Genomic DNA, 13617 nt, shown 5'->3' with positions numbered 1-13617 from the left:
GGACCGCGCCGCGCGCACCCGTCGCGGGCCACCCGCACCCACGCGACGGCGGCTCGTCCGCGCCGCACCGCCACGACCACACGGCGGGGCCGGCCCCGCCCCTGGCCTCGGCGGAACTCCCGCGCCGGACCGCGAGGCCACCCGCCCCGCCCGTCTGGCCGTACTGTCGGTGCATGTACTACGACGAGTCGGCAGTCGAACGCTGGGCGTCGGAACCCGACAAGCGCCCCGGCCGTACGGCCTTCCAACGCGACCGCGCCCGCGTCCTGCACTCGGGCGCGCTGCGCAGGCTCGCCGGCAAGACCCAGGTCGTGACCCCCGGCACACACAGCAACGCCTGGGACCCCAGCCCCCGCACCCGCCTCACCCACTCCCTGGAGTGCGCCCAGGTCGGCCGGGAGCTCGGCGAGGCCCTCGGCTGCGACCCCGACCTGGTCGAGGCCGCCTGCCTCTCCCACGACCTCGGCCATCCCCCCTTCGGCCACAACGGCGAGGCCGCCCTCAACGAGTTCGCCGAGGACTGCGGCGGCTTCGAGGGCAACGCCCAGTCGCTGCGCCTGCTCACCCGGATCGAGCCCAAGCGGTTCACCCCGGAGGGCTCCGTGGGCCTCAACCTCACCCGGGCCACCCTCGACGCCGCCACCAAGTACCCGTGGCCCCGCGGCGCCCACCCCACCGACCCGCCCTCGCGGAAGTTCGGCGTCTACGAGGACGACCGGCCCGTCTTCGACTGGATCCGCAAGGAGGCCCCCGGCACCCGCACCACCTTCGAGGCCCAGGTGATGGACTGGGCCGACGACGTGGCGTACTCCGTGCACGACGTCGAGGACGGTCTGCACGCAGGCCACATCGACCCCAACTGCCTGCACGCCGAGCCGGAGCGCCGAGCGGTCTACGCCGTCGCCGTCGGCCGCTACGTGCCCGCGGACACCGACCCGGAGGAGCTGGCCGCCGCCCTCGACCGGCTCCAGGACCAACCCTGGTGGCCGCACGGCTACGACGGCTCGGCCGTCGCCCAGGCCCGCCTGAAGGACGCCACCAGCCAGCTCATCGGCCGGTTCTGCCTGGCCGCCGAGGGCGCGACCCGCGCCGCGTACGGCGGCGGGCGGCTCACCCGCTACGCCGCCGAACTCGTCGTGCCGCGCGCGACCCGCATGGAGTGCGCGGTCCTGAAGGCCGTCGCCGACCGGTACGTCATGCAGCGCGCCGAGCAGGAACGGCTGCGGGCCGACCAACGGGTCGTCGTCGCCGAACTGGCCGAGGCGCTGACCGCCCGCGCGCCCGACGGACTGGACCCGCAGTTCCGCGCGCTGTTCGACGCGGCCGGTGACGACCGCGCCCGCAAGCGCGTCGTCGTCGACCAGATCGCCAACCTGACGGACGCCTCGGCCGGCGCCCTGCACGCCCGGCTCAGGGGCCGGGCCTGACCCGCCCCGCCCGGGCACCCGAAAGTGACCCTGCGTGGCCTGATCGGGTCACCCCCCCTTCCCGCATCACGCTGCGTGCGGGAGGCTCGTGGGGCGGCACCTTACGAGGAGGCATGAAGTGGTCGACGCGGATCAGACATTCGTCATCGTCGGCGGCGGGCTGGCCGGCGCCAAGGCGGCCGAGACGCTCCGCGCGGAGGGCTTCACCGGGCGGGTGATACTGATCTGCGACGAACGCGACCACCCCTACGAGCGGCCGCCCCTGTCCAAGGGCTACGTCCTCGGCAAGGAGGAGCGCGAGACCGTCTTCGTGCACGAGCCCGCCTGGTACGCGCGCAACGACATCGAACTGCACCTCGGGCAGACCGTCGACGCCGTCGACCGCACCGCGAAGACGATCCGGTTCGGCGAGGACGGCACCGTCGTCCACTACGACAAGCTGCTGCTCGCGACCGGTGCCGAACCCCGCCGCCTGGACATCCCGGGCACCGACCTGGCCGGCGTGCACCACCTGCGGCGGCTCGCGCACGCCGAGCGGCTCAAGGGCGTGCTCACCTCCCTCGGCCGGGACAACGGGCACCTGGTGATCGCCGGCGCCGGCTGGATCGGCCTGGAGATCGCGGCGGCGGCCCGCGAGTACGGCGCCGAGGTCACCGTGGTCGAGCCCGGTCCGACCCCGCTGCACGGCGTGCTCGGCCCCGAGATCGGCGCCCTCTTCGCCGAGCTGCACCGCGAGCGCGGCGTGCGGTTCCACTTCGGGCGGCGGCTGACGGAGATCGTCGGGCAGGACGGCATGGTGCTCGCCGCCCGCACCGACGACGGCGAGGAGCACCCGGCGCACGACGTCCTCGCGGCCATCGGCGCCGCCCCGCGAACCGGCCTCGCCGAGGCCGCCGGACTGGAGATCGCGGACGCCGCGCACGGCCGCGGCGTCGTGGTCGACGAACGGCTGCGCACCTCCGACCCGGACATCTACGCGGCCGGTGACGTGGCCTCCTTCCCGCACGCCCTGTTCGACACCCGGCTGCGGGTGGAGCACTGGGCGAACGCGCTCAACGGCGGCCCGGCCGCGGCCCGCGCGATGCTCGGCCAGGACGTCGTCTACGACCGCGTGCCCTACTTCTTCTCCGACCAGTACGACCTGGGCATGGAGTACAGCGGTTGGGCGCCCGCGGGGTCGTACGACGAGGTCGTGATCCGCGGCGACGCCGGCAAGCGCGAGTTCATCGCCTTCTGGGTGAAGGAGGGCCGGGTGCTCGCCGGGATGAACGTCAACGTGTGGGACGTGACCGAACCGATCCAGAAACTGATCCGCTCCAGGGCCCAGGTGGACACCGAGAACCTCGCGAACCCCCACATTCCACTCGAAGACCTCATCCCATGAGTGTCCGTCCCGCCCCGTAGAATTCACGCGTGGCAGGACGGATCAACGACGAGGACGTGAAGGCGGTACGGGACGCGGTCCCGATCGACGCCGTCGTCTCCGAGTACCTCCAGCTGCGCAACGCCGGCGGCGGGAACCTGAAGGGGCTGTGCCCCTTCCACGACGAGAAGTCGCCGTCCTTCCAGGTCAGCCCCGCCAAGGGCCTCTTCCACTGCTTCGGCTGCCAGGAGGGCGGCGACACCATCACCTTCGTGATGAAGGTGGACCACCTCTCCTTCTCCGAGGCCGTCGAGCGCCTCGCCGCCCAGGCCGGCATCACCCTGCGCTACGAGGAGGGCGGCTACAACCCCTCCCACCAGCGCGGCGAGCGCATCCGCCTGGTCGAGGCCCACAAGATCGCCGCCGACTGGTACATGGAGCAGCTGGCGACCAGCCCGGAGGCCGACACCGGCCGCCAGTTCCTCGCCGAGCGCGGCTTCGACCAGGCCGCCGCCCAGCGCTTCTCCGTCGGCTACAGCCCGCAGGGCTGGGACCACCTCACCCGCTTCCTGCGCGGCAAGGGCTTCACCGACAAGGAGCTCGTCCTCTCCGGCCTGTCCCAGGAGGGCCGCCGCGGTCCCATCGACCGCTTCCGGGGCCGCCTGATGTGGCCCATCCGTGACATCGGCGGCGACGTCGTCGGCTTCGGCGCCCGCAAGCTCTACGAGGCGGACAACGGCCCGAAGTACCTCAACACCCCCGACACGGCGATCTACCGCAAGTCCCAGGTGCTGTACGGCATCGACCTCGCCAAGAAGGACATCGCCAAGGCGTCCCGCGCGGTCGTCGTCGAGGGCTACACCGACGTCATGGCCTGCCACCTCGCCGGGGTCACGACCGCGATCGCGACCTGCGGAACCGCCTTCGGCGGTGACCACATCAAGATCCTGCGCCGGCTGCTGATGGACAACGGCTCGGCCCGCGTGATCTTCACCTTCGACGGCGACGCCGCCGGCCAGAAGGCGGCCCTGCGCGCCTTCGAGGACGACCAGAAGTTCGCCGCCGAGACCTACATCGCGATCGCCCCGGACGGCATGGACCCCTGCGAGCTGCGGCTCGCCAAGGGCGACGACGCCGTCGCCGACCTGGTCGAACCCCGCACCCCGCTCTTCGAGTTCGCGCTGCGCCAGATCGTCGTCCGCTACGACCTGGACACCCCGGCGGGCCGCGCCGCCGCGCTGGACGAGGCCGCCCCGATCGTCGCCCGGATCAAGAACAGCGGCGCCCAGCACGAGGTCGCCGTCCAGCTCGCCGGCATGCTCGGCATCCTGGACACCCAGTTCGTGGTCAAGCGCGTCGCCCAGCTCGCCCGGTGGGCCCGCGAGCGCGGCGGCCGCGGCCCGGCCCCGGCGTCCCGCGGCCCGCAGCAGCCGTACGACGCCGCGCCCCGGCCCCGCGCCACCGGCCCGGCCCTCACCCTGCGCAACCCCGTCTACGCCACCGAACGCGAACTGCTCAAGCTCGCCCTGCAGCGCCCCGAGCTGGTCTCCCCGGCCTTCGACGCGTACGGCGTGGACGAGTTCACCGCCGCGCCCTACGCCGCCGTACGCCAGGCGATCATGGACGCGGGCGGCGCGGAGCACGGCATCCAGGACCCGCAGGAGTACCTGGTCCGCGTCCGGGACGCCGCCCCCGACGACCAGGTCCGCGCGATGGTCACCGAGCTCGCCGTCGAGGCGATCATGCGCAGGACCGTCGACGAGAACTACGCGGGCGATCAGCTCGTCACCGTCCGCCGCCGCGCCGTCGAGCGCCGGGTCCGCGACGTCCAGAGCCAGTTGACCCGCCTCGGCGCGGGCGGCGACCCGGCCCAGCTCGCCGCCGTGCAGAACGAGCTGTGGGTGCTCCAGCAGTACGACCAGGCGCTACGCGCCCACGGCGCCGCCGCCCTCTGACCGGCCCGCGAAGGTCGGCTCCACCGCCCGGACCAGCCGTTCCACGAACGCCTGCTCGTCGTCCGCGTACTGCGGGTACTCGGTGACGAAGTGCCGCCACTCGACGTACCGCAGCGCCTCCACCACGTTGTCGAAGGTCACGTACTCCTGGTACGGGTAGGGCCACTCGCCCGAGAGCCGGAAGACCTCGTGCAGCAGCTCGTACGGCAGCGGCTGCCGCTCGGCGAGCAGCACGGCGTCGTACAGGTCCTTGCCCTGCGCGTACGCGTCGTTGATCAGCCACATCATCTTCCAGGCCAGCGACAGCGCGGGCGAGGCCGCCCGCAGCACCGCTCCGCCCGGCAGCTCCACGGGCTCCGGCGGCTCGGGCAGCCGCTCCTCGAAGACGAAGTCGAGCTGGACGTGGCCCTCGGGCAGGCCCGGCGCGCTCCACGGCAGCACCATGCGGCGGCCGGGTACCCGCTCATAGGTCCAGATGTCCTCCACGGCGGCGCCCTCGGCCGAGACCCGCACGCCGTCCCCCGACGTCTCCTGCGCCGCCCGCGCGATCCCGTCGAGCATCCGCGCGGTGCGCGCCTCCTCCATCCGCCAGGTCTCCGGCACGACGACGAAGTCCAGGTCGCCGGGCTCCCGGGCGGCCTCCCCGAACCAGGCGGCCATCAGCACGCTGCCGCGCAGCACCAGCGCGTCGGCCCACTCCGACCCGGCGATCGCGGTGAGGACCAGGTCCAGCGCCCGGCGCCGGGCCGCCCGCCAGGCGTCCGTGCGGGCGGGGTCGGCGAACGCCGGGTCGGTGGCGCGGTAGGCGTTCGGGTACTGCTTCATGGCCGGGTCGAAGACCAGACGCTGCGAGACGTCCCCGCCGGGCACCGTGCGCAGGGTCCGCGGCAGCTGCCGGTCCAGCCGCGCGGCGTCGTCCAGCTCCTCCCGGGGCATCTCACGCCACAGGTTCCACTCCCGCCAGGACCCGCTCATCGCCCCACCTCCCGCGTCATGACGCCCCCGGACCGTCCGCCGGAGCCCTTCTCGATCCACCCGTCGATCCACCCGTCGTCCACCGACAGATCACTGTCGTACAGCACGAACTCCCGCTCCACGCCCACCACGTCGAGCCCCGCCAGTTCGGCCAGCAGCCCCTCCAGGGCGCGTCCGGCCCCCGCGGCGTCCACCCCGCGGCACCGCTGCGTCACGAACCGCTCGTGGAGGGCGCCGACGACCCGCCGCGCGTTCCACGACAGATGCGCGCCGTACGGCACCACCCGGGCGGCCAGGGCCCCGAGGTCCGTGTCCGCGGGCAGCCGCAGCTTCACATGGTGTTCGAAGTACTGCCCGCCGCCGCACGGCCCGGCCGGCACCTCCGGCGCCCAGGGCGCCGACTCGATCTTGACGCGTACCGGGCTGAACCCGCCCGCCCGCAGCCGCGCCGCCACCTCCTCGGCGCACGCCGCCGCCGCGGCCCGCGAGGGCGCGCCGGCCAGCGTCAGCATGGGCTGCGACGGCACACGGCCGCGGGCCAGTTCGATACAGGTGAGCTTCAGACCCGCGGCGGCCGCCCAGCGGCGCAGCCGCCCGGACTCGGACGCGTCGGCGCAGCGCACCGTCACATGGGTCTCGTACAAGGATCCGGACACCGCCGCATCGTGCCAGACCCCGCCCGGCACGGGCATCCGGGTTTCCCGTCCCACATCACCTCGTGGTCACGGCCCGAACGCAAAAAGTCACCGCACGCCCCTCGTGGCGACGATGTGTCGTACCCCACACTGGGGGGCGGTGCCTGAGTCCTCGGAGCGCGGCCGGTCCGTCCCCCACGGATCCCACACCCCCGCGGTTCCGCTCATCGCGTACGGGACGGACAGCGGCGAGGCCGCCGACTCCGCCCTCGAAGCAGCGCTGCCGTACGCCTCGGCAGCGATCACCCTGGAGGTCGCCCCCGTGCAGACCCAGACCCTCGTCGAGACCGACACCCGTCCGGACGGCGCGGCGCCGGACGCGGACGACGACGTGCTCGCCGCGGTCCCCCCGCAGAGCCGTGCCCCGCACCACCCGGAGTCGGAGCCGCAGGCCCCGCCCGAGCCGCCGGACCCGCCCGCCGAGGCGCTGGACGACGCCACCGAGCCGGTCGAGGCGCCCCTCCCGGCCCGGGTCCGCCCCGACACCGCGGGCCCCACCTCCGACCTCTTCCGCCAGTACCTGCGGGAGATCGGGCGTATCCCGCTGCTCACCGCGGCCGAGGAGGTCGAGCTCGCCCGCCGGGTCGAGGCCGGCCTGTTCGCGGAGGAGAAGCTCGCCCGCACCCCCGACCTGGAGAGCCGGCTCGCCCAGGACCTGGACCGGCTGGTCGTCATGGGCCGGATGGCCAAACGGCGGCTCATCGAGGCCAACCTGCGGCTCGTCGTGTCCGTCGCCAAACGGTACGTCGGACGCGGCCTGACCATGCTCGACCTCGTCCAGGAGGGCAACCTCGGACTGATCCGCGCCGTCGAGAAGTTCGACTACGCGCGCGGCTACAAGTTCTCCACGTACGCCACCTGGTGGATACGGCAGGCCATGTCCCGGGCCCTCGCCGACCAGGCCCGCACCATCCGCGTGCCCGTGCACGTGGTCGAACTGATCAACCGGGTCGTCCGCGTCCAGCGCCGCATGCTCCAGGAACGCGGCTACGAGCCGACGCCGGAGGAGGTCGCCGCCCACCTCGACCTGCCGCCCGAGCGGATCAGCGAGGTGCTGCGCCTCGCGCAGGAGCCCGTCTCGCTGCACGCCCCGGTGGGCGAGGAGGAGGACGTCGCCCTCGGCGACCTCATCGAGGACGGCGACGCCACCTCGCCGGTGGAGTCGGCGGCGTTCCTGCTGCTGCGCGAACACCTCGAGGCGGTGCTGTCGACCCTGGGGGAGCGCGAACGCAAGGTCGTCCAGCTGCGGTACGGGCTCGCGGACGGCCGCCCGCGCACCCTGGAGGAGATAGGCCGCATCTTCGGCGTGACCCGCGAACGCATCCGCCAGATCGAGTCCAAGACCCTCAACAAGCTGCGGGACCACGCGTTCGCGGATCAGCTCCGGGGCTACCTCGACTGACCCCGGCCACGGGCGCTCGGGGGGCCGGCCGCGCGGTTACCCGCGCCCTTCGGGCCGGCCGGCCCCCGCAGCGATCGATCAGTCGACCTCCGCGACCGCCTGCGCGAACTGCGCCTTGTACAGCCGCGCGTAGGCCCCGTCCGCCGCCAGCAGCTCGGCGTGCGCGCCCTGTTCGACGATCGCGCCGTTCTCCATGACGAGGATGGTGTCCGCGTCCCGGATCGTCGACAGCCGGTGCGCGATGACGAACGACGTCCGCCCGTGCGCCAGTTTGGCCATCGCCTTCTGGATCAGCACCTCGGTCCGGGTGTCGACGGACGACGTCGCCTCGTCCAGCACCAGGATGACCGGGTCCGACAGGAACGCCCGCGCGATGGTGATCAGCTGCTTCTCACCCGCGCTGACCCCCGACCCCTCGTCGTCGATCACCGTGTCGTACCCGTCGGGCAGCGTACGGATGAACCGGTCGGCGTGCGCGGCCCGCGCCGCCTCCTCGATCGCCCCCCGGGTGACGTCCCGGGCCGCCCCGTACGCGATGTTCTCCGCGATGGTGCCGCCGAACAGCCAGGTGTCCTGCAGCACCATGCCGATCCCGGCCCGCAGTTCGTCCCGGGACATCCGCGCGATGTCGACGCCGTCGAGCGTGATGCGCCCCGACGACACGTCGTAGAACCGCATCAGCAGGTTGACCAGCGTCGTCTTGCCGGCGCCGGTCGGGCCGACGATGGCGACCGTGTGCCCGGGCTCCACCGTCAGCGACAGGTCCTCGATCAGCGGCTTGTCCGGCTCGTACCGGAAGGACACCTTCTCCAGCGCCACCCGGCCGCGCAGCTCCTCCGGCCGCACCCCCGGCACCGGGTCCGCCGACTGCTCCTCGGCGTCCAGCAGTTCGAAGATCCGCTCGGCGGACGCCACACCGGACTGCACCAGGTTCGCCATCGACGCGACCTGCGTCAGCGGCATCGAGAACTGCCGCGAGTACTGGATGAACGCCTGCACGTCACCGATGGACAGCGCACCCGACGCGACCCGCAGCCCGCCGACCACCGCGACCAGCACATAGTTGAGGTTCGACACGAACAGCATCAGCGGCTGCATGATCCCGCTGTTGAACTGCGCCTTGAACCCGGCCTCGTACAGCGCCTCGTTCTGCTCGGCGAACTGCCGCGCCGACTCCTCCTGACGGCCGAACACCTTGACCAGGGTGTGCCCGGTGTACATCTCCTCGACGTGCGCGTTCAGCTTGCCGGTCGTGCGCCACTGCTGCACGAAGTGCGGCTGCGAGCGCTTGCCCACCCGGGTGGCCACGACGAACGACAGCGGCACGGTCACCAGCGCGACCAGCGCCAGCAGCCACGACACCCAGAACATCACGGCCAGCACCCCGATGATGGTGAGCACCGAGTTGATCAGCTGGCCCATCGACTGCTGCAGCGTCTGCCCGATGTTGTCGATGTCGTTGGTCGCCCGCGACAGCACCTCACCGCGCTGCCGCTTGTCGAAGTACGACAGCGGCAGCCGCGACAGCTTCGTCTGCACGTCCTCGCGCATCCGGTACATCGTCCGGTTCACGGCCCGGTTCACCAGCCGTGTCGCCACCGCCATCAGCAGACCCGCGGCGCCGAACACCGCGAGCGCGACCAGCAGGACGTCCCCCACGGCCGTGAAGTCGATGCCCTGACCCGGCGTGAAGTCGGTGCTGCGCAGCATGTCGGCGATCCTGCCGTCGCCGCGCTCCCGCATCGCCGCGAGGACCTGCTCCTTGGACATCCCGGGCGCGAACTGCCGCCCGACGATGCCCGCGAAGACCAGGTCGGTGGCGCGGCCGAGGATCTTCGGCCCGGCGACCGACAGACCCACGCTCACCACGACGCACACCAGCAGCGTCCAGATGGTCAGGCGCTCCGGCTTGAACCGCGCGACGAGCCTGCGGCCCGACACCTTGAAGTCCAGCGAACGCTGGTCGGGACCGCCGCCGGCCATCATCCGTCCCATGGGCCCGGCCATCAGGCGGCCTCCGCTTCCGTCAGCTGGGAGAGCACGATCTCCCGGTAGGTCTCGTTGTCGGCCATCAGCTCGTGGTGCCGGCCGGTGCCGACGACCCGCCCCTCGTCGAGCACGACGATCCGGTCCGCGTCCCGGATCGTCGCCACCCGCTGGGCGACGATGACGACGGTCGCCTCGGCGGTCTCCCGCGACAGCGCCGAGCGCAGCGCGGCGTCCGTGGCGTAGTCGAGGGCGGAGAAGGAGTCGTCGAACAGGTAGATCTCCGGGCGCTGCACCAGCGTCCGCGCGATCGCCAGCCGCTGCCGCTGCCCGCCCGAGACGTTGGTGCCGCCCTGGGCGATCGGCGCGTCGAGTCCGCCCTCCAGCCGCTCCACGAACTCCTTGGCCTGCGCCACCTCCAGCGCGTGCCACAGCTCGTCGTCCGTGGCGTCCGGATTGCCGTAGCGCAGGTTCGTGGCGACCGTGCCCGCGAACAGATACGGCTTCTGCGGGACCAGGCCGACGGTGCGGGCGAGCAGCCGCGGGTCGACGCCGCTCACGTCCTCGCCGTCGACGAGGATCCGGCCCTCGGTCGCGTCGAACAGGCGGGGCACCAGGCCCAGCAGGGTCGACTTGCCGCTGCCGGTCGAGCCGATCACCGCGGTCACCTCACCGGGCCGGGCGACCAGGTCGATCGACTTCAGCACCGGCTCCTCGGCACCGGGGTAGCGGAAACCCGCGCCCCGGATCTCCAGATGGCCGTGCCGGCGCAGCTCGGTCACCGGCGCGGTCGGCGGGACCACGCTGGAGGAGGTGTCCAGGACCTCCTGGATACGCTCGGCGCACACCTCGGCGCGCGGCACCATCATGAACATGAAGGTGGCCATCATCACGGACATCACGATCTGCATCAGATAGGCGAGGAACGCCGTCAGATCGCCGATCTGCATCCCGCCGCTGTCGATGCGGTGGGCGCCGAACCAGACGACCGCGATGGACGACAGGTTCACCACCGTCATGACGATCGGGAACATCAGCGCGAGCAGCCGGCCCGTGGCCAGGGCCATGTCGGTGAGCTCGGTGTTGGCCTTCCGGAACCGCTGCTGCTCGTACTCGTCGCGGACGAACGCGCGGATCACCCGGTTGCCGGTGATCTGCTCGCGCAGCACCCGGTTCACCGTGTCCAGCCGCACCTGCATGGCCCGGAACAGCGGCCGCAGCCGGCGCACGATCAGCGTCACGCAGATGCCGAGGACCGGCACCACCGCGACCAGCACCGCCGACAGCGGCACGTCCAGACCGAGCGCGAGGACGATCCCGCCGACGCACATGATGGGCGCCGAGACCATCAGCGTGAACGTCATCAGCGCCAGCATCTGCACCTGCTGGACGTCGTTGGTGGTCCGCGTGATCAGCGAGGGCGCCCCGAACTGGCCCACCTCGCGCGCCGAGAACGACTGCACCCGGTCGAAGACGGCGGCTCGCACGTCCCGCCCGAGTGCCGAGGCGGTGCGGGCGCCGTAGTACACGGCACCGACGTTGCACACGACCTGCGCCAGCGAGATGCCGATCATCAGAGCGCCGTAGGACATGATGTAGCCGGTGTCGCCGGTCACGACGCCCTTGTCGATGATGTCGGCGTTCAGGGTGGGCAGGTAGAGCGTGGCGCAGGTCTGCAGGAACTGCAGCAGCACCAGCCAGCCGATGGGTTTTCGGTAGGGCCTGAGATAGGTCCGCAGGAGTCGTATGAGCACGAGGCTTCTCTCGGAGTGATCGGGTCGGCGACGGGGCGGTGGCTTGGTTGCCCCTGGCCCCTATCGTGCGACACTCCCGCGGCGTTACCTCAACCGATTAAGCCGTCAGCGGCGCTCCGTACGGCCTTCCGGGTGCCGCTTCCTACCGGTCTCTTACCTTCCGCTCCCGCCCGGCCCTCCCCGGCGCCCTACCGGAACGCCCCGGGGTGCGTCTGCTCCCGCACCGACACGAACTGCTGCCGCACCGCCTGGCCCACCGCCAGCTCGTCGCCGGGCTCCAGCACCTGCGCCGCCGGGCCCTGCCAGAGCGGCGGGGTCCGCGGGTCGAGGGTGCCCTGCGTGGCACCCAGCGCCCACGCCGCCTGCCGGGCCGCGCCGATCGCCGCGTAGTCGGCGGGCTGCGGGACGACGACCTGCGCCCCGAACAGCGACGGGGCCGCCGCCTGCACGGCCGGCAGCTCGGCGGCCGCCCCCAGCAGGAAGACCCGCCGCACCTCCACGCCCCGGCCGCGCAGCACGTCCAGCGCGTCCGCGAGCCCGCACAGCATGCCCTCGAAGGCCGCCCGCGCCAGGTGCTCCGGCTTCATCGACTCCCGGCGCAGCCCCGACAGCGTGCCCGCGGTGTGCGGCAGGTTCGGCGTCCGCTCACCCTCCAGATAGGGCAGCAGCACCAGCCCGTGGGCGCCCGGCGTCGACTTCATCGCGAGGTCGGACAGGCTCTCCAGGTCGGGCAGCGAGAGGAGTTCGGCGGTGCCGCGCAGCGTGCGCACCGCGTTGAGCGTGGTGACGACGGGCAGATGCATACCGGTCGCGTCGGCCAGGGAGGTGATGATCCCGGAGCCGTCCACGAGCGCCTCGGGGTGCACGGCCATCACGGACCCGGACGCGCCGAGCGAGACGACCGCGTCGCCCAGCCCGATGCCGAGCCCGAACGCGGCGGCCATGGTCTCGCCCGTCCCCGCGGAGATCAGCAGTCCCTCCGGGGTCGTACCGGCCGCCTGGGAGGGGCCGATCACTTCGGGCAGCATGGCCGGGTGGCCCAGCGCCAACTCCACCAGGTCGGAACGGTAGGCGCCGCCCGCCGCCGACCAGTAGCCGGTGCTGGACGCCCCGCCCCGGTCCGTGGTCCGCCGCACCGGCCGGCCGAGCAGTTGCCACACCAGCCAGTCGTGCGCCTGCAGCAGGACGGCGGTGCGCGCCGCGTGCTCCGGCTCGGTCTTGGCGAGCCAGCGCAGCTTGGTGACCGGCTGCGCCGCCTGCGGCACGCACCCCACCGCCTGCGCCCAGGCCTCGCGCCCGCCGAGCGCGTCGATCAGATCGGCCGCCGCGACCTGGGCCCGTTTGTCGCCGCCGACCATCGCGGGGCGCACGGTGTTGCCCTGCGCGTCCACGGGCACCAGGGCGTTCTGCTGCGCGGACACGCCGATGGCCTGCACGCCCTCCAGCAGTCCGCCGCCGGCGGCCTCACCGAGGGAGAGCAGCCACGCCTGCGGGTCGACGTCGGAGGGGCGCCCACCGTCCGGCGACTCCACCGGGTGCGGGGCATACCCCTGCCTGAGCACGGCACCCGAGTCCGTGTCACAGACGACGATGCGAGTGAAATCGGGCGAACTGTCCAGCCCGGCGACTATCCCCATGGCCCAGATTGTGCCGCAGTACCGCGCCTGTCCGGGCCACGGGCCGCTCAGGTGTTGCTGGTACCCCAGTCGTCCCCGGCGCCTCCGTTGTGCGCACTGCGGTCGCGGAGGCCGCGGACGCGATCGGCGACGGCCGCGGGAACGCGGTCCCCGACCTTGTCGCTGACCGTGTGGTACGCCTTGCCCGCGAAGACACGGCCCTGCTGGGCCGCCGTCTCGGCGGTGTTGCGCACCGCGGGGTTGTGGGAGATCTCCCGGGCCGTCTTCTTCAACTGCTCGTAACGCTCGCGTCCGGCGCGAGTGCCGAGCACGTAACCGACGGCGAGTCCGATGACGAACGTGAGCCGGTATCGCATGGCGGCCACCCTTCCCTTGCGTAGGTCCCTGATGCGGCGTCGGCGCCCCGGGGGGAACCGATTGGCG

Annotated in this window: 10 protein-coding genes; 4 read left to right on the top strand and 6 right to left on the bottom strand. The window is 72.6% G+C overall.

The features are described from left to right. Positions 1-173 precede the first annotated feature (173 nt). From ABZ899_RS12165 to dnaG, 3 genes are all read left to right on the top strand, one after another. A complete protein-coding gene (locus ABZ899_RS12165; protein WP_361344552.1) occupies positions 174-1427 on the top strand; it encodes a deoxyguanosinetriphosphate triphosphohydrolase in 1254 nt (417 codons plus the stop codon). Between the two features lie 118 nt (positions 1428-1545). Next, positions 1546-2811 carry an FAD-dependent oxidoreductase gene (locus ABZ899_RS12160; protein ID WP_361344549.1) on the top strand — a complete coding sequence of 422 codons (1266 nt, stop codon included), beginning with the start codon at positions 1546-1548 and terminating at the stop codon, positions 2809-2811. Between the two features lie 29 nt (positions 2812-2840). Then, entirely contained in the window at positions 2841-4745 is a 1905-nt protein-coding gene (gene dnaG, locus ABZ899_RS12155; protein WP_361344546.1) for a DNA primase, read from the top strand. Here the strand turns inward: dnaG and ABZ899_RS12150 are convergent. Both ABZ899_RS12150 and ABZ899_RS12145 read right to left on the bottom strand, forming a co-directional pair. Next, positions 4716-5720, bottom strand: coding sequence for a nucleotidyl transferase AbiEii/AbiGii toxin family protein (locus ABZ899_RS12150; RefSeq protein ID WP_361344543.1), 1005 nt, complete (start codon positions 5718-5720; stop codon positions 4716-4718). The two genes, dnaG and ABZ899_RS12150, sit on opposite strands and share 30 nt — an antisense overlap. Next, a complete protein-coding gene (locus ABZ899_RS12145) occupies positions 5717-6412 on the bottom strand; it encodes a hypothetical protein (RefSeq protein WP_361344540.1) in 696 nt (231 codons plus the stop codon). The genes ABZ899_RS12150 and ABZ899_RS12145 overlap by 4 nt, the downstream gene beginning before the upstream one ends. Before the next feature lie 103 nt (positions 6413-6515). Between ABZ899_RS12145 and ABZ899_RS12140 the strand changes: the two genes are divergently transcribed. Next, positions 6516-7817, top strand: a complete 1302-nt coding sequence (locus ABZ899_RS12140) for an RNA polymerase sigma factor (protein WP_361344537.1) — start codon at positions 6516-6518, stop codon at positions 7815-7817. 78 nt (positions 7818-7895) lie between these two features. Here the strand turns inward: ABZ899_RS12140 and ABZ899_RS12135 are convergent, their stop codons facing one another. The 4 genes from ABZ899_RS12135 to ABZ899_RS12120 all read right to left on the bottom strand — a co-directional run bounded on the left by ABZ899_RS12135 (position 7896) and on the right by ABZ899_RS12120 (position 13550). Next, entirely contained in the window at positions 7896-9824 is a 1929-nt protein-coding gene (locus ABZ899_RS12135) for an ABC transporter ATP-binding protein (protein WP_361344534.1), read from the bottom strand. Further along, a complete protein-coding gene (locus ABZ899_RS12130; protein WP_361344531.1) occupies positions 9824-11557 on the bottom strand; it encodes an ABC transporter ATP-binding protein in 1734 nt (577 codons plus the stop codon). The genes ABZ899_RS12135 and ABZ899_RS12130 overlap by 1 nt, the downstream gene beginning before the upstream one ends. Positions 11558-11745: 188 nt before the next feature. Continuing rightward, positions 11746-13194, bottom strand: coding sequence for an FGGY family carbohydrate kinase (locus tag ABZ899_RS12125; protein ID WP_361344528.1), 1449 nt, complete (start codon positions 13192-13194; stop codon positions 11746-11748). A 47-nt stretch (positions 13195-13241) separates the two neighbouring features. After that, positions 13242-13550, bottom strand: coding sequence for a YtxH domain-containing protein (locus ABZ899_RS12120; RefSeq protein ID WP_361344525.1), 309 nt, complete (start codon positions 13548-13550; stop codon positions 13242-13244). Between the last annotated feature and the right edge of the window lie 67 nt (positions 13551-13617).

The sequence above is a fragment of the Streptomyces sp. NPDC046859 genome (assembly GCF_040645135.1).
Lineage (GTDB): Bacteria > Actinomycetota > Actinomycetes > Streptomycetales > Streptomycetaceae > Streptomyces.
The sequence above is the reverse complement of the archived record's forward strand: the minus strand, read 5'-3'. Positions and strand labels throughout refer to the sequence as shown.